Raw genomic sequence first — 23,355 nt, 5'->3', positions numbered from 1 at the left:
TCTCCCCTTTTCCCCCGTAAAAAAACGCAAAAAAGCAACCCTTCGCCCTGTTCAAGGACAAAAGGTTGCTTACCTTTTCCGTATACATAATAGTCGGTCTAGCAGAAATGGTTCATTTCCGAGCCGTTTCTTCTATTATAACGAAAAAGAATTAATGTGTCGTGCACAAATTCAAAATACCGCGCTCTTCAAGTACACTCACCAAAGTGGAGCCCATCTCAGCAGGTGTTGGCGCTACTTTGATACCACAAGATTCCAGCTTCGCAATTTTCTCTTTGGCTGTACCTTTACCGCCAGAGATAATAGCGCCAGCATGGCCCATCCGTTTGCCTGGAGGCGCTGTTACGCCACCGATAAATCCAACAACCGGTTTGGTCATGTTTTCACGAACCCAATCTGCGGCATCCTCTTCAGCTGTACCCCCAATCTCACCAATCATGATGACTGCATGAGTCTGTGGATCTTCATTGAATCGTTTGAGGATATCAATGAACTCAGAACCTTTTACAGGGTCTCCCCCGATTCCTACAGCAGAAGATTGTCCAATACCACGCGTCGTCAGTTGATGAACGGCTTCATAGGTAAGTGTTCCACTACGGGAAACAACGCCAACATGTCCTGCCATGTGGATATAACCAGGCATGATACCGATTTTACATTCGCCCGGTGTAATGACACCTGGACAGTTCGGTCCGATCAGGACAGTATTTTTACCTTCCATGAAGCGGTCAACCTTGATCATATCAAGAACCGGAATACCTTCTGTAATACAGATGACGAGGTCCAGCTCTGCGTCAACAGCTTCCATAATGGAATCTGCTGCAAATGCCGGAGGAACGTAAATGACGCTCGCTGTTGCGCCTGTGGCTTCCTTCGCTTCCTGCACCGTGTTGAACACCGGCAGACTGGCTACTGTGCCGTCTTCCAACGTGATATCCACATTCGTTCCGCCTTTACCCGGTGTAACTCCGCCTACCATCTGGGTTCCGTAGTCCAATGCGCCCTTCGTGTGGAACATTCCCGTTGAACCCGTAATGCCTTGCGTAATGACTTTTGTATTTTTATCGATCAAAATACTCACGTTGCTTCACATCCTTACGGTTATTTTTCAATTCCCGGACAGCTCCGGTACTAAGGAATGAACTTATTTTACGAGGGCAACAATTTTCTGTGCACCATCGGCCATGGAATCAGCGGGAACAATATTCAGGCCAGATTCACCCAGAATACGTTTGCCAAGCTCCACGTTAGTTCCTTCAAGACGAACAACCAGCGGTTTGGTCAGGCCAAGCTGCTTCGCGGCTTCAACAACACCATTGGCGATAACATCACAGCGCATGATGCCACCGAAAATGTTAACAAAGATCCCAGCTACTTTGGCATCGGACAAGATAATCTTGAATGCCTCGGTCACCTTCTCCGTTGTAGCACCGCCCCCAACGTCAAGGAAGTTGGCGGGGTCTCCACCGTAGTATTTGATAATATCCATCGTTGCCATCGCAAGTCCCGCACCATTGACCATACAGCCGATGTTGCCATCAAGTGCTATGTAGCTGAGGTCGTATTTGGAAGCTTCGATTTCTTTTTCATCCTCTTCGTCCAGATCACGGAGTTCCAAAATGTCTTTGTGACGGAACAGGGCGTTGGAGTCAAAGTTCAATTTCGCATCTAGAGCGATAACGTTTCCATCTCCGGTAACAACGAGAGGATTGATCTCGGCAATAGAGCAATCTTTTTCGACAAATGCAGTGTACAGTGCAAGCATGAACTTCACGGCTTTGTTCACCAGTTCATTCGGGATTTGAATACTGTAAGCCAGTTTACGAGCCTGGAACACTTGCAATCCAATAGCAGGGTCAATAATTTCTTTGAAAATTTTCTCAGGTGTAGCTTCAGCTACTTCTTCAATCTCGGTACCGCCTTCTTCGGAAGCCATCATTACTACACGGCCTGTGGCACGGTCCACAACAACACCCACATAATACTCTTTGCGGATATCGCATCCTTCTTCAATCAGAAGACGTTTCACTTCTTTGCCTTCTGGTCCAGTCTGGTGTGTTACCAATACTTTACCCAGAATTTCGGAAGCATAGGCACGAACTTCATCCGTACTCTTCGCCACTTTTACGCCGCCGGCTTTACCCCGGCCACCTGCGTGAATTTGCGCTTTAACAACAGTCACCGGACTGCCCAGTGCCTCTGCGGCCGCAACCGCTTCATCGACTGTATAAGCAACCTTTCCGTTTGGAACGGTAACTCCATACTGTTTCAGTACTTCTTTTCCTTGATATTCATGGATATTCATTCTCGAATCCTCCTATCAACATGACTGCAACAAGGCGGGTTGGTAGACTAACAAAAGACAAATGTTGACTATTTTCACTTAAACCCAATTCATTGTAACACGTTTTTAAAACGCTTTCCTTAAAAAATTAATGGTTAATAGACAGTATTTTGATATGGGTATGATCCCATATTGTGAATGCTTGGGTATATATGGAAAAAACCTTAGCTATAAGCTAAGGTTTCCTGATATAAAACTACACTTTATTTTTTGGCTGCGTTAGTGTTGGTTTCGTGAACTTTTTCCAGCAACCCTTTGAACTGACCCAGCAAAGATTCAAACTCTGTACTGTTCAAACACGCGTCTCCCTGAATGGCTGCAGGTATGGACAATGCCTTGTTTCGCAACTCACGGCCGGAGTCGGTTAATGTAATTAATACTTTTCGTTCATCCTGAGCCGAGCGTTCGCGATTAATAAGTCCTGCTGACTGCAACCGTTTGAGAAGTGGTGTCAATGTTCCCGAATCGAGATAGAGCGCCTCCCCGATCTCTTTAACCGTACATTCTTCACGCTCCCACAATACCATCAACACCAAATACTGGGAGTATGTTACGCCAAGTACCTCTAAATAAGGCTGGTACATCTTCGTAATCTCACGTGAACAAGCATATATGGCAAAGCATAATTGGTTATCCAGCTTCAAACTGTCAGTCTGCATATGTCTTTCTCACCTGCCTATTGTGCATTCTATTCCTTATAAAAAGGAACTATAAATCTATCTTATCACAAATTAGAAAAAAAACAGAATAATTGAGCACAAATGATTTTACTATTCAATTTAATTATGTTAAATTAGATTGTGTAAAATATAATAGATATCGAGGACCAGCAAGTGCACTCTCATAATTCATTAAAAATAATACATAAGGGCCATGGAATAGATTCATGTTTTCTCGAGCCCAATTGATAATCATAATGAAAGTTTATGTGTAGACCATTTTCACCAAGGCTATTTAATGATTTCCTTCCAGAATTAAAATTCAGGGATCAGGAATAATGACTACAGCAATGATATGGACAGGTTGACTCCATGATTCCTTTTATATAAAATGCTTAGTAGAAGCTGAGGAAGCACCTTAATTCGTAGACTGGCCCGTGTTATGCGGAGTCAAGAATCGAGTGAGGTGTTTCTTTGTCATGTACGGGAAATTGCACAGTGCGTGTTTGTACGGAATTGATGGTGTTCTGATCGAAGTGGAAACCGATTTATCCAATGGTCTGCCACAGACATCCATCATCGGCTTACCGGATTCAGCCATTCGGGAGGCCGTTGAACGTGTTCGGGCAGCGATTAAAAACTGCGGATATCAGTATCCGTTACAGCGGATCACAATCAATCTGGCCCCCGCTGATTTGCGCAAGGAGGGATCTTCCTTTGATCTAGCCATTGCTATGGGTTTACTTATGACAAGCGGCCAGCTTGTCCTTCCTCCCCAGGAACGGACACTCGTGGTTGGCGAACTGGCATTGGACGGCTCGGTCAGGTCCGTGCCTGGCATTTTATCCATGGTGGATCTGGCCAAACGACAAGGCTTTACGTCCATGCTCCTGCCTTTGGATAACGTGGAGGAAGCGTCATTGATTCGAGGTATCCAGGTGTTTGGCATTCGTCATTTGCAGGATATAACTCCGGAAAACCCAGATCAATCCGCCAGTTCAGTGGGAATACCAAATCATTCGAATGCAGGACCAGTCGTGTTGAAAAATTATGCTCACCTCGTTGCTCCTGTAACAGATAATACTCACAAGATGGCGGATAAAAAGTCGAGTCAAACACCATTATTGGCAGATGACTATAGTGATGTTCTGGGGCAGCATCATGTAAAACGCGCGCTTATGATTGCTGCAGCAGGCATGCATAATATACTGCTCGTTGGACCGCCAGGCACGGGCAAAACGATGTTAATCAAACGTTTGCCTACCATCCTTCCGCCTTTGTCAGAAGATGAAGCGTTAGAAGTAACCAAAGTATTAAGTGCCGCAGGCAAGTTAAAAGAAGCGCCTCATGGCCTCATTGCAGACAGACCTTTTCGCTCCCCTCACCACACGATATCCACCTCCGGTCTGATTGGAGGCGGCGGTATCCCAAAACCGGGTGAAGTGAGCCTTGCCCACCGGGGCATATTGTTTCTGGATGAATTACCTGAATTCCAGCGCCAAGTGCTGGAGGTATTAAGACAGCCGTTAGAGGATCGCACAGTGACAATTAGCCGGGCTCGTGCTGCATTCACCTTTCCGGCCCAGTTCATGCTTGCATGTTCCATGAATCCCTGTCCCTGCGGTTATTTATCCGCTCATTCGGAAGAGCAGCGCTGCATATGTAGTCCAGCACGTGTTGCCGCGTACCGCGCCAAAATTTCAGGACCATTGCTGGACCGCATTGATCTTCAGGTTGAGGTTCCTCTACCAGGCGAGTGGCGCAAGTCTGCTGTTTCCCCTTCCTCTGAAGAAATGCAGGCAAAAGTCATTCATGCGCATCAAATTCAGGCTACACGTTATGCCCAAAGTTCGGTTCGTTGGAATAGCCAGCTTTCGGGCACGCTTTTACGAAAAACGATCCATCTCCCTCAAGAGGCAGAGCAACTGTTAGAGCAAACGCTGCAAACATTAAACCTGAGCATGCGTGCACATGATCGAATTATCAAAATGGCACAGACCATTGCCGATCTGGACCATGAGGGTGAGATTGTGACAGCACACGTGGCTGAAGCCATACAGTATCGTCAGTTGGATCTTAATTTATTTTGAGAAGCATATGAAGGAAGAACAGGTTTACATACCAAAAGATAACGACAGGGTCATCATCAACCTGTAGACTGAAGAGCGCGGTCAAGACGGATGTATTGTGCAGGTTTTAATATACGGATATGTCCACATGACGAAAAAACGTACAAGGCCTCTCTTTTGTAAAGAAAGGTACTTGTACGTCAATTTATTTGAAACTGATAGGGCATGTGAAGCTGCGTATTACAATCATCCATTATTCAAAAAGAGTCAGTTTGTCCTTCGCAGGTGTACGTTCTTTGGCAGAAGGAATAACATCAGGATATCCCATATAAACCATGCCTATAATCTTCTCACCCGCCTCTATTCCAAGCGGTTTGCGGAATTTGGGAGCGTACAAAAATGGCTTGGTCACCCAGAACGTACCAATATCTTCACTCCAGGCTGCAAGCATAAAGTTCTGAACCAACGCACTTACTGCAGCGAAGTCTTCGTCCCAAATATTCTGTCTTGGATCTTCCTCCAAAACAACAAGCATAACGGCTGGGACTTGCATAATATTGGCTGAGAATTTATTGTCTTCTCCCATTTCTGCGTCAATAGCCTCAGCCAGTTTCTTCCGCCCATTCCCGGTAAACAATAAAAATCTCCAAGGTTCACGCAGTTTATGGTTAGGAGCCCAGACTGCGGTGTCCAGCAACTCTATGATTTGCTGTGTAGGAACAGCTTCTTTTTTAAATTTTTTCACTGTGCGACGATTTTGAATCGCCTCTCTGACTTCATTTGTTGTTTTCGTAGCTTTACTCATCGGCCGTACCTCCCTTTTTATAATTATGATTCGGAACCGTAACAATGGCTTACGGTCTTGAACAATTCGTTTATAACAAATTAAAAGATTAAAACGCCAGATTACATCCTTGATTATACACCCTTCTGCTCAGGAGATTCAAAGGGATGGCGCCACAACTACCAAAAATACATGCGCTGAGAATGATAAAAACGACGCCGAATCCTGATCCACTAATGGCGATCATCAAGTCGGAGCCGTCCATTTGAACTCGTAATCTTGCATCATTACGATATTACGATCACGTTAATGATTGAATCAGTATGCACCAGCACCTTCAAATGTCCCTTTAACAAAATCCATTTTGTTGTACTTCTCCTGATTTCCTGCAACATCTGTACTGAAGTACTCTACCACCTTGACCTCGGGAGCATAAAACTTGACGGGTCCTTCATAGTTCTTCCATTCTCCCCCATTGATTCGATATTGTGTTGTTTTTACACCCGAACCTTTGACTTCGTCCGTTGCCTGGAGTCTGAATGTAAATCCTTTGATATATGTCTTCCCGTTTACGATATCTGTGATCGGAACTAATCTGTACTTGGTTACTGGAGGTGTAACATCTGCATCTTTCTTAAGTACGATATTAAACGTATTATGATCTCCTTGTACGAGAGTAACGTTCAGGCTGGATTTTAAGTATCCTGATGCTTCCCCCGTTATTATTCTGGCGCCTGTTGGCACACGCTTAATAAAATAGTTGCCTTGAGCATCCGTAGTTGCCGAGACTCCGGCATTCACTTTAGCTCCACTGACTGGATTGCCTGCCTCATCTACAACTTTCCCCCGGACGTGTGCTGCTTCTGTCAAAACAACATCTACGATTAAGGTTTTTCCAGGCTGAACATTCAAACGATCCTGTTCATACAGCAAATAATCGGCAGAATCGATCCAGATTGCAATGTTTGGATTATAGTCGTAATCAATGCCCGTAACGGTATACCTGCCTTGCTGGTCTGTCTTCACCGGACGATCCAGGGCACCCGTTACTTTGACAAGAGCATCCGGAACCGGCTTACCTGTATGATCGGTTACAGACCCTACAATCGTGGAAGGTTCATATAGTTCGAAATTAACCAGAATATGTTCCCCTTCTGATAAGTAGTAGGTATTACGGTGCCTGTCTGTCACATAGCCCTCTGCTTCAATGATAAAACTAATCTCCGTATAATCCTGAACATACTCAAGGATGGAATAACTTCCAGTACCATCTGTCTTCACGCTTTTTTTAGTCTCTTCCCCTTGGTATCTAAGGGAATACTTAATTGTTGCATCCTGGATCGGATATCCTTCAGGATCCGTAACTTTGCCTGATACCTTTGCCTGTGTAGACGGATCGGCTGCATAAGAAACGCCAGGGTACATGATTCCGAACAAAATGAAACATAAAGGTAGTACACTTAGTCGAATCATCCATTTGATACTAGTATGCATCTTCTCACTACACCTCGCTATATATTTATGGATCTAACGTTTCTCTTAACCTCTCTTAACTAACTAAAAGCTCAAGCTTCCAGAATTCTCCGTCCCAAACATACTGCCAAATCCCTTGCCCACCGTTCATGGTGTCACTGATATCCAACACTTCCATCCGAGGACACTCCCATGCTCGTTTTCCTGTGATGTTCGAAGTATTCTGAAGCTTTTTCATACATCCCACCAACCTCTCTTTAAATTTCAACTTTTTTATTTTATTACAAATGATACATTTTGTATCTATAAATTTCTGAAATACAATGATTTTATTATTGATGCTTGTTTCCTCTGTTTTATCATTTCATAGTTAAATCAAAAAAAGCCGCAGTCCCTGTATGATGAGGAACTACGGCTTTAGTTTAATGACTAATTTCAAAACTCAATCAAATGTAAAGATAGGACATAATTAAACTTGTCTTTGAAATAACCTATGTTTCCATATCAAAACGATACTTATCGTATCTTTAAACACTGCAATGATTTTTCGTGTAATTCTTAAAAAGCATTAACAATATGATTCACAGAGACAGTCTCTCCCGCTTGATCAAGCATTACAGCAATTACATCAAAACGGATCTGGCGTTCCGTCTCTCCCGTCATTTGCAAATAAACGGATGCGGTGGAGCGCACCTGCTGCATTTTACGCATATCAACCGATTCCTGAGGTGTACCGTACTGAGCGGCTCCACTTCTGCTCCTTACTTCTACAAAAACGATCAGGTCCTCGGAGGAAGCAATGATGTCAATCTCCCCGCTACGGCAACGCCAGTTCTGTCTAATGATCCGATAATCATTCTCTCGCAACCATTGACAGGCAACCTCTTCACCTAATCGACCCTTCTGCTGCCGTGTGAGCTTCAGATCCTTCCCCTGGCCCAATTTACGTTCTACCATGACTCATTTTCCTCTCGTCCTGAGGCCAGTCGATCTGCACGGTAGACATACGTTAGCACTTCCGCGACCAGTTGATACAGTTCAGCTGGAATCTGTTCATCCAGATCCAACTTAGAGAGCACCTCCACAAGTGCTGCATCCTCCTGAACAGCCACACCGTTTTCTCTGGCTTTATCCAGAATGGCTTCTGCCACTTTGCCGCGCCCCTTGGCTACAACAACAGGTGCTTCGCTCTCTCCAGGAACATATTTTAGGGCAACCGCCTTTTTGGAGAGCAGATCCGGTTGTGACGACTCGTCTTTCATACCTTCAAGTCCACCCCTTTGTATCGTTCAGGACTATAGTCCGAGGCCCTCGTTTTTCGTTCCGCACCTGGTTCCTGACCTACAGGCCATGGTTCCGCCTTGAAGGTAAGCAGTTGATAACCCAGCTTGTCCAATGCCTGATGAATTACCTCTCTTCCGCTTTCCAGGAGCGGTCCCATTCCTTCACGATCATTTAATACACGCAGACTGACAATGTTATTCACTACATGTACATCTACCAGAGTTGGCCCAAGACTTTTCATATCCAGATCAAACCATAGACGGCAGTTGGACGCATCCAGCTCTCCACGTGGTCCACGACGTGACTGAATCTGAACAGACGCCGTTTCTTCCCCGTCCGGTCCGGTGATCGGAATAAACCAGTGCATCTGTGCAAAGGTAGCACTGCGATCTGTCGTCAGCAACAACTGCTGACCTGTCAGATATTGCACCGCCTGTCCAGCGGCATCCTTAAGCGCCGCCGGTGCACCATCGCTGCTGGCAAGCTGCAGCAGCAAGCCCTTCAGCGTGTCCGCATTTGCCGGACTCGCCGCATCCCCCACGCGCGGCTGCGCTGCCGCGCCGTGAACGGCCTGCTGCTCGTGCTCCGCACCGAGCAGCTTCAGCACGCGCCCCACCCACGGGTCCCCCTCGTGGGTGACAGGCGCGTGCACTGCCGCAGCTCCCGCAGGTGCTGCGGCACTACCGCCAGCCGGCGGCGCATCAGCGCCGGCTGGCAACGGCTGCGGCACGCCTCCGGCAGCCGCAGCCGCCTGGCCGCCCTGCGATGCAGGGGCGGCCTGTGCTGCCGCACCAGGCTGTGCCGGTGCGGCAATGGACGCGCTGCGCAGGGCGTCCAGCAGCGCCAGCAGCTTGGGCGCCAGCTGTGCTGCCGTAGGCGCTGCTGGCGCCGCCTGGCCTGCTGCGGACTGCGTCCCTGCAGCAGCAGGCGTTTCAGCGCGGCCGTCAGCCCGACCGGCCGCGCCTGCTTCAGGCTGGCTTGCATTTGCACGGCCAGCCACAGATTCAGCTGCCGCCCCTGGTGTACCCGGGCGGCTCCCACCTGTACCACCCGCGTCAGCACCACGCGGGCTCTCTCCAGGTATTCCGGTTCCTGACGGAATACTCGCACCACCTTTGCCAGCCGTTTCAACGTTGCTGGCAACTGTCTTCGTCGCAGCTTCAGCATTTCCTGCGCCTCCACCAACCTGCATGTTTCCTTTCCCCATAGTACCTGCATCTTCTGCCCCATCATCCGTCATGGATATGGCTCCCGCCAACGCCGCTTGTCCTTGCTGCGTTGGCAAAGCTGGTGCTCCGGTTCCAGTCCCGCCCACCAGGCGACCATTGCCTGATGCAGTCAATCCTTCATCCATCTGAGCTGCATTTGGCGATACAGGTACAGCAGCCATGACTGCTGGTTTCAACGTAGCAGATTGTTCTCCTGTCAGTACCGGTTTACCTGTTGTTTGAGTCAACATCGTTTCCAACTGATCAGCCAACCCGCTTAACAACTGGTGCAGAGGGGGGCCAAACACCGTCTGGTGTAATCCTTTTACTGTTTCCGCCGTAACTGGAAGACCACGCTGAAAAGCAATTCCTGTCGCCTGCACCCATTCTTCCACAGGGACCTGTGCAGGTTTGGCAGTCATCATATTCTGGACCATAGCCACATTATCCTTCGTGAGTGGCAAACCGCTACGCTGCATGGCAAGTAACAGTTCCCGGTTCCCTTTTGTATCCGGCAGTCCTACATCCTTAAGCAGGTTGTTCAGCGAAGCTTGTGGCAGCTCAGCAAGTGTTCCCGACATTGGTTTCATTACCGTTATGCCATTTTCACCTGGAGGCTGCACTTGAAGCAACGTGGTCTCACCCGGACGGAGCGGAGTCTCCAACTTGGCGCGCACCTGCACACCTTGAATCTGCAGAACTGCTTCTCCCCCATCATCGGATACACTAACGACGGAGCCACGAACCACCTGACCTTCCTTTAATTCAAGCGGCTTGGCATTGCCGGGCTTACTATCTCCCATTAACCCCTTTATCATGGAACCGATATTCAAATTTCTCCCCCTCCTTCCTTCAAACCTGTGTTAAAACAACGAATGCTGTTCTCCAAGCAGATTGCCCAGAAAACTGCGCCGATGCATCGGGGTTGCCCCCAATGCCATAATTTGCTCCCGATGAACTTTTGTTGCATATCCTTTATGTATTGACAAACCATATTCCGGATATAACGTATCCCATTCTTCCTTACACAGCCGATCTCGCGTTACCTTGGCAATAATAGATGCCGCTGCGATCGATTGACTATTAGCGTCACCTTTAATGATGGACAGTTGAGGTACATTTACATCCACCTTCTCAGCATCCACCAGCATATAATCAGGAGTTTCTCCCAAGGCTTCAACAGCCCGTTTCATCGCAAGTCTCGCAGCCTGTTTTATATTAAGCCGATCAATCGTCTCTGCATCCGCGTATCCGATACCTACCGCCAGGGCCTTTTCCATAATGACGTCATATAGTGCATCACGTTTTTTCTCCGTTAATTTCTTGGAGTCATTCACACCTTCCAAGACGAGATCCTTCGGTAAAATAACCGCAGCTGCGACAACATCCCCAAACAAACAGCCCCGTCCTACCTCATCAATACCAGCAATACGTTCAAATCCACTCTCCCAATACTCCCGCTCATAGAGCAGCAGGTCCCGCGGTTCACTGGCTTCTTTTTTCTTCTTTGGTCCAATCGGGGTATCCAGTAGATTCAACCCGATCTCTTCATTATTTTCAACCATAACGCTCATCTCCTCTACCCACGCTTTTTCAGCATGCGTATCACTTACAACTTTGTATAATATAGACGTAGATTCTCTGTCTTTGTTCTGTACAACCTGTCTCACCCAGCAAAACTTTTCCTTGAGGTTTACAATAATAAAGATAGTGATGTCTTCATTTATCGGTATTTGATGGTTTAAATTGAATATACCAGACCTCGTCTAATCTAAATTGCACCACCATTCATCATAGCACGATTTAGAATCACCTGATATATAGTTCAGTCAATTCCATTAAGCGTACTGTTCTTCAATCCTCTTCCATTTTTAATCGTTTTGAACGTGAATCCAACTCCAATCCCCCGTTTTATACACAAAAAAAGACCGTTCCCGGTAATCCGGTAACGGCCGCTTCTTTCGGCACTTGGATATATGAAATAAACAGATAAAGATAATGATCTTCATCATGTAAAGTCCATTTTTTTTAATAGGGGGCTTCCATCGAGAAACGTCCCATTTTACCCGCTCGCAGTTCACGCAGAAATGCTCGCGATGCCTTTTCCAGATCAATCCGTCCACCGCTCACAACACAACCACGGATACGGCCGACTTGTTCCATAATCGCAATAACACTGTCTGAATCATCTGCATCCTTGGAGAACTCCTGAAGTCCGTATCTCTCTTCCAGAGCGTCCCAGTAATAACGCATCAGGTAACTGATTCCAAAAAAGGCGATATCCTCTGCATTCAGAATTTCCTCTTTGATTGCACCTGTTACGGCAAGACGATATCCTACATTCTGATCTTCGAACTTGGGCCAAAGAATACCCGGAGTATCCAATAGCTCCATTTCTTTGCCTACCTTAATCCATTGTTGCCCCTTCGTCACACCAGGACGATCTCCTGTTAACGCAATGCTCCGTCCAGCCAGTCGGTTAATCAGCGTGGATTTACCTACATTGGGAATCCCTACGATCAACCCGCGAACCGCACGAGGATTAATCCCTTTAGCAATTTGACGGTCAATTTTTTCTTTCAGAAGAAGCTTTGCCTGTACCGGGATGTCTTTAACATTGGTGCCAGTCGAGGCATCCACAGGAAAGGCGGTAATTCCTTCTTTTTTGAAATATTCAATCCATTCTTGCGTCACTTTGGCATCTGCCAAATCCGACTTGTTCAACAAAATCATCCGGGGTTTATCCAGCAATATTTCGTCAATCATCGGATTACGGCTGGAGACAGGCAGACGGGCATCCAACAGTTCGATGACCACGTCGATGAGCTTTAACTTATCCTGAATCTGGCGTCTGGCTCGAGTCATATGACCTGGAAACCATTGTATCGTCACCTTGTCTTCACCTCATTATTTACTTCAATATCAGTGGTTAATCCACTTAATCTCACCGATCGGCCAGAAAATAACATCTGCACGACCAATAATATCTTCTAACGAAACATAACCAATCATACGGCTGTCTGTACTATTTGGACGATTGTCTCCCATGACAAACACATGACCCGCCGGCACTTTGCCATCAGGGAATTGCTCATTCGGGAAATTCTTCACGTTATAGGTTCCACCATTTGCTTCTGCAGCATCAATGGCTCCTTGAATATACGTTTCATCAACCTTTTTGCCGTTAACCATCACCGTATCGCCTTGAACCTCAACCGTATCACCTTCTACAGCAATAACACGTTTAATGAAGTCTCGACCTTCGGATGGTACGTGGAAGACGATAACTTCACCACGCTTCGGTTCTCTGATATCATATAAGATTTCGTTGACAATCACACGTTCACCCGTTTCAAAGTTCGGCTGCATGGACGGTCCGTCCACAACAAACGGTTTGAAGAGCAACCACCGAATCAGAATGACGAGAACTAATGCGATAACAATGGCTTTAAGCCATTCAACAATCTCATTTTTGGCTTTTTTGGATCGACTGTCTTTCTCTTCGGCAAGATTGCCCCGGTCATGTTGAACTTCTTGTTCCATTCAAGATCTTCCTCTCTTCACAGTACATGTTTATAGCAGTACACACATCCAGCATTCTGTATCGTTCCAATAACTCAAGGGATGGATACAAAACATTCACATCAGTTATGTAATCTTACACCAAGCATTACAGTACATTTAATCCACAATTCAAATGTTTTCAATAACTGATTTTACAAGCCTCCCGGACTATTCCCCACATGTGTTGCCATACCATTTTACTCGGAAGTGTACCTCCGGTTCAACTTTTCCCGGACAAAAACGAAAAGGGCTTGTCTCCAAGCCCTTCCCGGTATCCGTTATATTAACGAATTTCTTTAATTCTCGCTGCTTTACCGCGTAGTTCACGAAGATAATAAAGCTTCGCACGACGCACTTTACCACGGCGAGCCACTTCGATTCTATCGATTTTTGGGGAATGAAGCGGGAAAGCTCTTTCCACACCTACACCGTAAGAAATTTTACGAACTGTAAAAGTCTCACTGATTCCACCACCACGGCGTTTAATCACAACACCTTCGAACAATTGGATACGCTCACGAGTTCCCTCGATTACCTTAACGTGCACTTTCAAAGTGTCACCAGGACGAAAACTCGGAATATCCTTACGAAGTTGTTCTTGTGTAATCGCTTGAACGATATTCATCTATGACTCCCTCCTTCCGTACAGGCGTTCATACTTCTTCCAGAGATCACCTTGTCTCCTTCATTATCCATAGAGGACCGCCGTATTCCACATAACAGACTTATTGTATCACGCAGCATATCAAAACACAAGAGAAATTAAACAAAATGCCTATTGATCAATCAGCAACGCTGAAACTCACTATTATCCCACTAAAGTATAGTAATGGACAGCAGAGAACGTTGAACTAGTTAGTTTTATCAAGTCAGCTATTCGCTTCAGATTACTCCCATATGGATCGTAAATCAGCGCTCTCATCTGCAAGTCAACCTGATACAGGAAAAAATACTGTAACTTCCCGTGTAGTAATATCGTCTATGATATAACTTATTGATCACTTTAAAAGGAGAACCCCAAGACTCATGAAATATTGGAAAAAGATCACACTTGTCTTACTCGCCATACTTACATGCTCCATTACACTATATGCATATGCCGTAACCCATCCAACGAATGCACTGTCACACAAAGCCTGCACATCCTGGGACATAGTCAAACGCAAAGCATTCCAGCTGTCACACACTGACTTCTCTAGCCCATCTGTGCTGGATCGTTCTACCTTCAAGATTGAACAAGGTACCGCTACAGAAGTTCCTGTACTGATGTATCATTACATAGAACCCAAACTGAACAATCACGAGACAGGCAATAAATCCATCATTAATCTGGAGGATTTCGAGCAAAATATGAAATACCTGCATGATGAAGGCTACCATACGGTTACACTGGATCAGCTTGAGCAATATGTTAGCGGGAAGATTTCCTTACCACAAAAATCTATTGTGATTACCTTTGATGATGGATACCAGAACAATTATACGTTAGCCTACCCTGTACTTCAAAAATATAATTTCCACGCCTCATTGTTTGTCATTGGCAGCAAAATCCAAGATCAGCCTTCGGAATTTGACCCTGCCAAAAAAAGTTTCATCTCCAAACCAGAGATGCAGGCAGCAACTGACGTATTTGAATTTAACAGCCATACCTACAACTTGCATCACAAGGGGTTTATGCGCTGTGGCAACAGCGTACCTGTCGGTCTGGACACCAGCCTTCTGGATGATGATATCCAGCAAATGAAGGAAACCGGAATAGACACACCTTATTTGGCTTACCCTTTTGGTTATACCAGTACACAGATGATCTACAAGTTAGAGCAACATGGATATCGTATGGCCTTTACCGTACGCTCCGGATTTGTTCATCCAGGCGATCATCCCATGAAACTGCCTCGTTTGACGGTCACGACAGGTACTGACTTGGCGTCCTTGCTTCAACCCGAATCTAGGCTGCAGAACGGACTACCTTCATCGGAGAATGACCAGTGAAACCTAGACTTGTACTTCACCGCCCGGATACAGAGTCGAGTTATACAGCCTTTTAAGCTGTGGCTTGGCTCTTTTTGTATCCGTTAATGTTAATGTCAACGGAGAATTGGAGTAAACCACCGCTTCCTGTGTGTCATAGATGATAATCTGTTCCTGTCCAGTCTGAACCAAATCTGCATGTACTGCATATCCCTCTTTTGGAAATTCAGTAACCGTTTTCATATTTCCATCTACCAAAGAAGGCAACACATCCCCGCCGCGGCGATACGCCAAAATATAATCGAGTCCACCTTCATCCCAGTTACATACAGGCTCTATAATGGTTAACCAGCCACGGGTCGTGCGATTTTCTTTCCATATTTCCTTCCCTTCCCTATCCAGCATGAACATCCCATCCTTACCCTGCTCATCCCCCCGGACAATCCGGTCCAGACCTGCAATCTGTAAACCTTCCATTTCAGCAATAAAATGGCCCAGTGCAATATGCTGAGATTCAATCGAATCTTCATAACGCCACTTCTCATTACCGTAGCGGTCCATCATGACCGTAACACTGCCCCCGATAACAACCTCAACTTCCCCATCACCGTCAATGTCTCCAAACCATATACAGTCGGCATGATCATCAAGATTATGACAAGACCATAATAACTTCCCATCATGGTCCAACATGTCATATCCGGCCATCACTTCATCCTTCCCGTCTCCATCAATATCGTATACCCATGGAAAATGTCCTGGATTCCCCTCATGCTTCCATAACAAATTAAAATCATGGTCGAGTGCCCATAACGTTCTATAGCGGTCTTTCAGTATAATGTCCATTTTTTGCTGGTTACCTGTCAGGTTGGCAAGAATAATGCAGTCATGTGCTTCATCACCTGGCAGATCATGTGTTTCTTTGACCTCTCCGGTCCGGCCATCCAACACGATAAATTGTTTGTCCATGACACACAAAACTTCATTAGTTCCATCCCCGTCCCAATCTGCGATCTGAGCAGGATAGTCTGAGCCTGGACCACCTGCATCGGGATCAGGAGTTCCCACCTGCCATAGTAATATTCCTTCCAGATCAAACGCAGTCAAACAGCATACCTGATGCGGGACATACCGATCGTCGATGCCTCCATCTGCCTGTACCAGCAACATTTCAAGTCTGCCATCTCCATCCAGATCTCCCAAAAGCATTTTGCAGCGTTCTCCGGCTTGGCTAATATCTATTTTGGCGATTTCATAAGGTTGATGATTCATAACCTTCCCCCTCAGTTGTTATTCAGTTCCAACTGAGTTCACCATAAATAAAATTCCGGTTTTTTACAACCCTGATTAGTACTTATGCAAAAAAGTTCAAAGCTGCAAAACTGTCCACATCAACCATAAACGATTTTTAAACGAATGATTTAAACCCACTCTAAAAACTCAAGCCGATTACCAAATGGGTCATTTATATAGAAACGCCTTACACCTTCCTCAACCCTTGCTTCGTCATCGACAATATGAATATGGTTATGAATCAGATGATCACGCAACTGATCCAAATGCTGTACATGAAATGCCGGATGAGCTTTTGTAGCGGGAACAAAATCTTTTTGTACTCCAATATGAACTTGGTGTCTGCCACACTCGAACCATACACCACCCCGTTTTCTTAGGATTTCAGGTTTAGGAATCTCCGTCCAGCCCAACACGTTATTATAAAAATGACGTGCTTCCGCTTCACAACTTTCTGGTGCTGCGAGCTGAATATGATCAAGACCAATCATACGGTAAGTCATTCATACACCACCTTTAGTTTCACTTGATGAAACTAAGTTTCATTAATTATAATTCTATTTTATAGAATATACCAATGAAAATCCACCTTCTTCTCAACATACACAAAAAAAAGCCAACCTTGGGTATCAAGGTCAGCCGTTTTGAACTCTAAAAAATATTAACGTGTTTTATACGATACGTATATTTACTCTGTGCTATGTTTACGATCTGAGCGTATTTTTTTCAGCCAAATTCGTTCTTTCTCCGTCAAGTCGGCCGTTTCCAACATCTCCGGTCTGCGCTCCAGCGTACGAAGCAACGACTGTTCCCTGCGCCACGCCTCAATGTTAAGGTGATGTCCCGACAACAGCATATCCGGTACTTTCATGCCCCTAAACTCAGGTGGACGCGTGTAGTGTGGATATTCGAGGAGTCCAGTACTGAATGAATCCGTTACGGCACTTGTCTCATTGCCAAGCACACCAGGAATAAGACGTACGATACTGTCAATCGCAACCATTGCAGGTAGCTCCCCACCAGTGAGTACGTAATCACCAATGGATAGTTCATCCGTTACGAGAAATTCGCGGATTCGCTCATCGTAACCTTCATAATGTCCACATATAAAAATCAGATGATCTTCCTGCACAAGTTCTTCTGCTTTTTTTTGTGTAAACGTCTCACCTTGCGGACACATTAGAATGATCCGTGGAGGTTTCATCGTTGCCGCAGCTTCTCCGCGTTGCTCCAGAACATCTTCTACAGCAGCAAAGATCGGATCTGGTTTTAACACCATCCCCCCACCCCCACCGTAAGGAGCATCATCTACTGTATTATGTTTATTGGTCGCATAATTACGGAAGTTGGTTGCACCGAGGGATACCAGCCCCTTCGTTTGAGCTTTGCCCAGAATGCTTGCTCCGAACACACCGTCAAACATCTCTGGAAATAGCGTTAATACATCCACTTTCATGTTACAGCAGCCCTTCCATCAGGTGAATCTTCACTTGCTTCTGTTCGATGTCCACATCAAGCACTACATCATCAATAACGGGAATCAGCACTTCTTTGCCTGCCGGTGTCTTGACAACCCATACATCATTGGCACCAGGAGTCAGTATTTCAGAGATCGTTCCGAGCGTTTCACCCTCTTCGGTGATGACCGAACACCCAACGATTTGATGGAAGTAGTATTCACCTTCGTCCAGCTCAGCCAGGTTCTCTTTTAACACTTTGGCCATGCCGCCTTTAAACTTCTCTACTTCATTAATATTTCCATACTCTTTCAGACGAAGAATATACATATTTTTATGCAAACGTGAAGATTCCACGTTAACCATGACTGGATGATTATCTGGTGTAAAGAAAAACAACTCTGCATTTTTCGCGAAACGCACTTCCGGGAAGTCGGTTAAAGGCATGATTCTCACCTCACCGCGAATTCCATGCGTATTAACGATTTTACCTACATTCATAAACTCTGCCATATTTCCTCCTAAAATCCATTCATATGGTACTCATATTTGATGATCTCCATGCGACCGTTCCGGTTACGGATCGTTCTTCGGATCGCTGTTATCCCCTAATTTTTTTAATTATTTTTAAAGGTGAAAATCCGGTGATAAAGGCGAGCGCTGACGCTTCTTCAGAATCGATTCCGTACCCTTCACTACTTCCGCAAATAATCATACTTAACGAGCTATTTCAATCATATTATTTAAGTTTCAGCATGCACGAAAAGGGGCTAGGACATGCATCCTAACCCCCTTTCGTATATCTTTAAGATATGATATCAACGGTAACCCGTTTATCCATCTTAACTGCTGCTGATGTGACGACCGTACGAAGTGACTTCGCGATTCGTCCCTGTTTACCAATAACCTTCCCGACATCGTCAGGATGAACGGTTAACTCATAAACGACAAGCCGGTCTTTCTCAACCGTCCGAACCGTCACATCTTCCGGATGATCGACTAAAGCCTTAGCAATTATGCTTACTAATTCTTCCATAGATGACCCTCCGAATCAGCACTTTATTTAGATAATTTAGACTCGTGGAACTTCTTCATCACGCCCGCTTTGCTAAGCAAGTTGCGGACAGTGTCAGATGCTTGTGCACCGTTTTGAAGCCATGCCAATGCTTTATCTTCATCGATCTTAACAACAGCCGGTTGTTCAACCGGGTTGTAGTAACCGATCTCCTCGATAAAACGACCGTCACGTGGGGAACGGGAATCCGATACCACTACGCGGTAGAAAGGAGCTTTGTGAGCACCCATACGTTTCAGACGAATACGAACTGCCATTTGAAAATTCACCTCCTTCAATGAAATCTGTATATGATCCAGCTTCGCTTAAATCAACGGAAAGGAAACTTCATTCCTTTACCCATACCTTTAAGCTGCTTCATCGCTTTATTTTTACCGCCTTTAGGTCCCATCATATCCGAGAACTGTTTCATCATGCGGCGCATCTCATCAAATTGCTTGATTAGACGATTTACTTCAGCCAGAGATGTTCCGCTTCCGGTAGCAATACGCTTCCGACGGCTATGGTTAATCATGTCCGGGTTGCGTTTCTCTTCGGTCGTCATTGAGTAAACGATCGCTTCAATCCGGCCCATCTGTTTATCATCAACCTTCAAGTCCTTGGCTTGTTTCATCTTGCCCATGCCGGGAATCATATCCATGATCTGATCGATTGGTCCCAGCTTTTTCACTTGATCCATCTGCTCCAGGAAATCTTCAAACGTGAATTCTGCATTACGCATCTTCCGTTCCATTTCCTTGGCTTTATCGGTATCAATGTTTAATTGTGCTTTCTCAATCAGAGATAACATATCACCCATACCGAGAATCCGTGAAGCCATCCGTTCCGGGTGGAACGGCTCCAAAGCGTCAAGTTTTTCTCCAAGGGAAGCAAACTTGATTGGACAACCCGTAACTGCTTTGACAGAAAGCGCAGCACCACCACGAGTATCACCATCCAGCTTCGTCAGGACAACCCCGGTCAGATTAAGCTGCTGGTTAAAGTGTTCCGCTACGTTAACCGCATCCTGACCTGTCATGCTGTCCACGACAAGCAGTACTTCATCCGGATTCACTACGCTGTGAATCTGGCGAAGCTCTTCCATCAGCTCTTCATCAACATGCAGACGTCCAGCTGTATCGATAATAACATAGTCATTACCGTTATCTTTGGCGTGTTGAAGACCTTGACGTGCAATCTCAACAGGGCTTGTCTGATCTCCCAGTGTGAATACCGGCGCTTTGATCTGCTCGCCAAGTACTTGCAACTGTTTGATCGCTGCCGGACGATAAATATCACCTGCAACAAGCAATGGTCTGCTGTTTTGCTTTTGCAGCATTTTAGCCAGTTTACCTGATGTGGTTGTTTTACCAGCACCCTGCAAACCAACCATCATCAGCACCGTAGGCGGTTTGTTTGCTTTAGCCAGTTTGGCCTGGCTTCCACCCATCAAATCCGTTAGTTCCTTGTTAACGATGTCGATGATGACCATTCCTGGCGTGAAGCTCTCCATCACTTCTTTGCCAACAGCCTTCTCTTTCACCTTGGCGATGAATTCCTTGACCACTTTGAAGTTTACATCCGCTTCGAGCAATGCCAGACGTACCTCGCGCATAGCCTCGGCTACATCTTCATCAGATACCTTGCCTTTGCCGCGCAGCTTGCTGAACACATTCTGTAATCGGGTCGTTAATCCTTCAAATGCCATGATCCCACCTCCTTAAGCTTTATTACTGTTTTTAAGACCAATACGTTCCACTCAGTCGTTATAATCTTCTCATTCACTAAGCTGAGCAACGATATCGTGTATTTGTTTGTTGTTATCAATGGAGACGCCTGCGCGTTCCAATGCATTTTGCAAATCTTCAAGATTGCGATTACGCCGTTCATGCTTTTCCAGCAAGCCCAGCTTGCTTTCGTAATTTTCCAGCACTTGTTCGGCACGCTTGATATGCTCGTATACCGCCTGGCGGCTGATCTCAAACTCGGCTGCAATTTCACCAAGTGAAAAATCGTCATGAAAGTAATACTTTAGAAAAGTCTGCTGTTTCTCGGTAAGTAACAATTCATAAAAAGCAAACAGCAAGTTAATCCGGTTTGTCTTCTCAAGCCGGTTTTCTTGACTCACATCGGGGCACTCCCTTCGTCAAGGAAAAACACTTTACACTCTTGCAACGTTCCTAATAATACCTAAAACAAATCAGGTTGTCAAGCAAAAATACTTGTCACAATAAAAACAGCTCTGATGAGATGTTATTTCATGTTTAACGGGTGATTTATGACCTTTTTCACAACAAGCAAATCCTATCTCTACCTATAGGCTCACCTCTATGTAGAAAAAAACGAATGCGTCTCCGTCCGTGGAGATGCACCCGTTAATGGTGTTCTAGCGAAGTGGTGTCAGGTACAGCAGTACCATAAAGAAATGAAGAATACTGCCGGCCAACACAAAGAGATGCCAAATCGCATGGTGGTAAGGAAATCCACGCCACATATAAAAAAGCGTACCCAGTGTATACATCAGGCCTCCAGCAACCAGCAGCACAATTCCACCTGTAGGAATGGCAGCCATAAGCGGTTGCCAGGCAATAACGATGAGCCAGCCCATCGCAATATAAAAAATCGTGGACATGAACAGAAACTTTTTCGTAAAAAAAGCCTTAAAGATCACGCCGAATAATGCGACTCCCCAGATTATACCGAACAAGGACCAGCCAAGTGTACCCCGAACAGCAATAAACAAAAGTGGAGTGTACGACCCCGCAATAAACAAATAAATGGAAGAATGGTCGAAAATCTCAAATAAATCTTTCACTTTTCCATCTTTCCATGCATGCACGAGTGTAGAACTCGTATAGAGCAGCAGCATGGTGATCCCGTAGATCGTGAAACTGACCACATGCCAAGCTGTGCCTTTCATACTTGAAAATACAATCAATATCACCAGTGCAGCTACACTGAGTGCAGCGCCGATTCCATGTGTCACCGCATTGGCGACTTCTTCACGGCGAGAATAGGTATGAGTATTGGCCATTTTCAACCGTCCTTTCTAAACCTTTAGCATTGCCTGCTTTATTCTCATTATACACGTATTGCCAGTGACATTACACGTGACACTTATCACGTATATCACTGGCAATTACGGTTAACGCTATTAGATTCAACCTATTAATTAATGCTTCTAGGAATTAGATTCCTCTTCTTCAGAACTTTCAGCTGGCTGTTCCTGAATCAATCCGGCGAACAAAGCATGCACAAATTGCTCCGAATCAAACGGCTGCAGATCATCAATTTTCTCACCCAGTCCCACGAATTTCACTGGCAAGTCCAGCTCCTGACGGATCGCAACAACGATCCCCCCTTTGGCTGTTCCATCCAGTTTCGTCAGTACGAGGCCGGTTACGCCGCTTTTCTCGCCAAAAAGTTTAGCCTGATTTAAGGCATTTTGACCTGTTGTTGCATCCAGTACCATCAGTACTTCATGTGGAGCTTCGGGAATCTCACGCTGAATGACACGATAGATCTTGTTAAGCTCGTCCATCAGGTTAGATTTGTTTTGCAGACGACCTGCTGTATCACAGAGGAGAACATCGGCACCCCGTTGTTTCGCTGCCTGCACCGCATCATACATAACTGCTGCTGGATCAGAACCGGATTGCTGTTTGATAACATCAACACCGGCACGTTGTCCCCATACTTCCAGCTGTTCGATGGCTCCGGCACGGAACGTATCTCCAGCTGCCATGATGACTTTTTTACCTTGCTGTTTAAATCGATGCGCCAGCTTGCCAATCGTTGTTGTTTTACCAACCCCGTTAACGCCAACAAACAAAATGACGGTAATGCCATTCGGATTCATTTTCAGTTCGTTGTTCTGTTCACCACGAAGCAGATCCGTCAGTTTCTCGGACAATACAGGCTGCAGCTCAGCCGCGTCCTCAATTTTGCGTTTTTTCACCTCAACGCGCAGGTCTTCGATCAGATTCATGACCGTATTTACGCCAACGTCTGCTCCGATCAAAATCTCTTCCAGTTCTTCATAGAACTCTTCATCGATTTTTTTGCGGCGGATTACGAGATCCGACACTTTTTCCACTAACCCTTTACGCGTCTTTTCCAATCCATCCTTAAACTGTTTGGTAACCGACTCCGTTTTGCTTGCAATGCTGTCTCTCAGCTTTTTAAAAAAACTCAT

24 protein-coding genes are annotated in these 23,355 nt (G+C 45.6%); 2 read left to right on the top strand and 22 right to left on the bottom strand.

The window, feature by feature from the left end:
- Positions 1-151 precede the first annotated feature (151 nt).
- The 3 genes from sucD to ACE3K2_RS07070 all read right to left on the bottom strand — a co-directional run bounded on the left by sucD (position 152) and on the right by ACE3K2_RS07070 (position 3,003).
- Positions 152-1,081: a succinate--CoA ligase subunit alpha gene (sucD, locus tag ACE3K2_RS07080; protein ID WP_036609382.1), complete on the bottom strand. Its 930-nt coding sequence runs from the start codon at positions 1,079-1,081 to the stop codon at positions 152-154.
- Positions 1,082-1,144: 63 nt separating this feature from the next.
- Positions 1,145-2,305 carry an ADP-forming succinate--CoA ligase subunit beta gene (gene sucC, locus ACE3K2_RS07075; RefSeq protein ID WP_062833782.1) on the bottom strand — a complete coding sequence of 387 codons (1,161 nt, stop codon included), beginning with the start codon at positions 2,303-2,305 and terminating at the stop codon, positions 1,145-1,147.
- A gap of 242 nt (positions 2,306-2,547) precedes the next feature.
- Positions 2,548-3,003: a MarR family winged helix-turn-helix transcriptional regulator gene (locus ACE3K2_RS07070; protein WP_421888509.1), complete on the bottom strand. Its 456-nt coding sequence runs from the start codon at positions 3,001-3,003 to the stop codon at positions 2,548-2,550.
- A gap of 479 nt (positions 3,004-3,482) precedes the next feature.
- On the opposite strand from ACE3K2_RS07070, the gene ACE3K2_RS07065 reads away from it, so the two are divergent.
- Positions 3,483-5,093, top strand: coding sequence for a YifB family Mg chelatase-like AAA ATPase (locus ACE3K2_RS07065; RefSeq protein WP_421888507.1), 1,611 nt, complete (start codon positions 3,483-3,485; stop codon positions 5,091-5,093).
- 232 nt (positions 5,094-5,325) lie between these two features.
- Here ACE3K2_RS07065 and ACE3K2_RS07060 read toward each other — a convergent pair whose 3' ends face one another.
- The 9 genes from ACE3K2_RS07060 to rplS form a co-directional block, all read right to left on the bottom strand.
- A complete protein-coding gene (locus tag ACE3K2_RS07060; protein ID WP_421888505.1) occupies positions 5,326-5,877 on the bottom strand; it encodes a nitroreductase family protein in 552 nt (183 codons plus the stop codon).
- Between the two features lie 297 nt (positions 5,878-6,174).
- Positions 6,175-7,350 carry a carboxypeptidase-like regulatory domain-containing protein gene (locus ACE3K2_RS07055; protein WP_421888503.1) on the bottom strand — a complete coding sequence of 392 codons (1,176 nt, stop codon included), beginning with the start codon at positions 7,348-7,350 and terminating at the stop codon, positions 6,175-6,177.
- Between the two features lie 537 nt (positions 7,351-7,887).
- Positions 7,888-8,286 (bottom strand): YraN family protein, encoded by a 399-nt coding sequence (locus ACE3K2_RS07050; protein ID WP_421888501.1) that lies wholly within the window; start codon positions 8,284-8,286, stop codon positions 7,888-7,890.
- Positions 8,280-8,591: an EscU/YscU/HrcU family type III secretion system export apparatus switch protein gene (locus tag ACE3K2_RS07045; protein ID WP_124114058.1), complete on the bottom strand. Its 312-nt coding sequence runs from the start codon at positions 8,589-8,591 to the stop codon at positions 8,280-8,282. The genes ACE3K2_RS07050 and ACE3K2_RS07045 overlap by 7 nt, the downstream gene beginning before the upstream one ends.
- The gene (locus tag ACE3K2_RS07040) at positions 8,588-10,654 is read right to left on the bottom strand and encodes a DNA ligase (RefSeq protein ID WP_421888499.1); all 2,067 of its coding nucleotides are present in this window, start codon (positions 10,652-10,654) and stop codon (positions 8,588-8,590) included. Before ACE3K2_RS07040 ends, ACE3K2_RS07045 begins: the two co-directional genes overlap by 4 nt.
- Positions 10,655-10,684: 30 nt before the next feature.
- Positions 10,685-11,386, bottom strand: a complete 702-nt coding sequence (locus ACE3K2_RS07035; protein ID WP_421888497.1) for a ribonuclease HII — start codon at positions 11,384-11,386, stop codon at positions 10,685-10,687.
- Between the two features lie 463 nt (positions 11,387-11,849).
- Positions 11,850-12,713 (bottom strand): ribosome biogenesis GTPase YlqF, encoded by an 864-nt coding sequence (ylqF, locus tag ACE3K2_RS07030; protein WP_036670353.1) that lies wholly within the window; start codon positions 12,711-12,713, stop codon positions 11,850-11,852.
- Positions 12,714-12,743: 30 nt separating this feature from the next.
- Entirely contained in the window at positions 12,744-13,364 is a 621-nt protein-coding gene (lepB, locus tag ACE3K2_RS07025) for a signal peptidase I (RefSeq protein ID WP_421888494.1), read from the bottom strand.
- Between the two features lie 304 nt (positions 13,365-13,668).
- Positions 13,669-14,010, bottom strand: coding sequence for a 50S ribosomal protein L19 (gene rplS, locus ACE3K2_RS07020; RefSeq protein ID WP_024630190.1), 342 nt, complete (start codon positions 14,008-14,010; stop codon positions 13,669-13,671).
- Positions 14,011-14,411: 401 nt separating this feature from the next.
- Here rplS and ACE3K2_RS07015 point away from each other — a divergent pair, with 401 nt between their 5' ends.
- The gene (locus ACE3K2_RS07015) at positions 14,412-15,377 is read left to right on the top strand and encodes a polysaccharide deacetylase family protein (RefSeq protein ID WP_421888492.1); all 966 of its coding nucleotides are present in this window, start codon (positions 14,412-14,414) and stop codon (positions 15,375-15,377) included.
- 3 nt (positions 15,378-15,380) lie between these two features.
- Here the strand turns inward: ACE3K2_RS07015 and ACE3K2_RS07010 are convergent, their stop codons facing one another.
- The 10 genes from ACE3K2_RS07010 to ftsY form a co-directional block, all read right to left on the bottom strand.
- Entirely contained in the window at positions 15,381-16,628 is a 1,248-nt protein-coding gene (locus ACE3K2_RS07010; RefSeq protein ID WP_421888490.1) for a hypothetical protein, read from the bottom strand.
- 149 nt (positions 16,629-16,777) lie between these two features.
- Positions 16,778-17,152, bottom strand: coding sequence for a VOC family protein (locus ACE3K2_RS07005; RefSeq protein WP_421888488.1), 375 nt, complete (start codon positions 17,150-17,152; stop codon positions 16,778-16,780).
- A gap of 185 nt (positions 17,153-17,337) precedes the next feature.
- A complete protein-coding gene (gene trmD / locus ACE3K2_RS07000) occupies positions 17,338-18,105 on the bottom strand; it encodes a tRNA (guanosine(37)-N1)-methyltransferase TrmD (protein WP_421888486.1) in 768 nt (255 codons plus the stop codon).
- Position 18,106: 1 nt separating this feature from the next.
- Positions 18,107-18,619 (bottom strand): ribosome maturation factor RimM, encoded by a 513-nt coding sequence (gene rimM, locus ACE3K2_RS06995; protein WP_091031941.1) that lies wholly within the window; start codon positions 18,617-18,619, stop codon positions 18,107-18,109.
- A gap of 292 nt (positions 18,620-18,911) precedes the next feature.
- Positions 18,912-19,142: a KH domain-containing protein gene (locus ACE3K2_RS06990; protein WP_017689218.1), complete on the bottom strand. Its 231-nt coding sequence runs from the start codon at positions 19,140-19,142 to the stop codon at positions 18,912-18,914.
- A 23-nt stretch (positions 19,143-19,165) separates the two neighbouring features.
- The gene (gene rpsP / locus ACE3K2_RS06985; protein ID WP_017689219.1) at positions 19,166-19,438 is read right to left on the bottom strand and encodes a 30S ribosomal protein S16; all 273 of its coding nucleotides are present in this window, start codon (positions 19,436-19,438) and stop codon (positions 19,166-19,168) included.
- A 53-nt stretch (positions 19,439-19,491) separates the two neighbouring features.
- On the bottom strand, positions 19,492-20,868 hold the full coding sequence (gene ffh / locus ACE3K2_RS06980) for a signal recognition particle protein (protein WP_062833767.1): 1,377 nt from the start codon (positions 20,866-20,868) through the stop codon (positions 19,492-19,494).
- Between the two features lie 69 nt (positions 20,869-20,937).
- Positions 20,938-21,288 carry a YlxM family DNA-binding protein gene (gene ylxM, locus ACE3K2_RS06975; protein WP_017689221.1) on the bottom strand — a complete coding sequence of 117 codons (351 nt, stop codon included), beginning with the start codon at positions 21,286-21,288 and terminating at the stop codon, positions 20,938-20,940.
- A 258-nt stretch (positions 21,289-21,546) separates the two neighbouring features.
- Positions 21,547-22,194 carry a PAQR family membrane homeostasis protein TrhA gene (trhA, locus tag ACE3K2_RS06970; RefSeq protein ID WP_421888482.1) on the bottom strand — a complete coding sequence of 216 codons (648 nt, stop codon included), beginning with the start codon at positions 22,192-22,194 and terminating at the stop codon, positions 21,547-21,549.
- Between the two features lie 147 nt (positions 22,195-22,341).
- The gene (gene ftsY, locus ACE3K2_RS06965) at positions 22,342-23,355 is read right to left on the bottom strand and encodes a signal recognition particle-docking protein FtsY (RefSeq protein ID WP_421888480.1); all 1,014 of its coding nucleotides are present in this window, start codon (positions 23,353-23,355) and stop codon (positions 22,342-22,344) included.

Source organism: Paenibacillus sp. (assembly GCF_048976745.1).
In the GTDB taxonomy this organism is placed as follows: domain Bacteria; phylum Bacillota; class Bacilli; order Paenibacillales; family Paenibacillaceae; genus Paenibacillus.
Note: the sequence above shows the minus strand (reverse complement) of the source record. Positions and strands in the feature narration are given on the sequence as shown.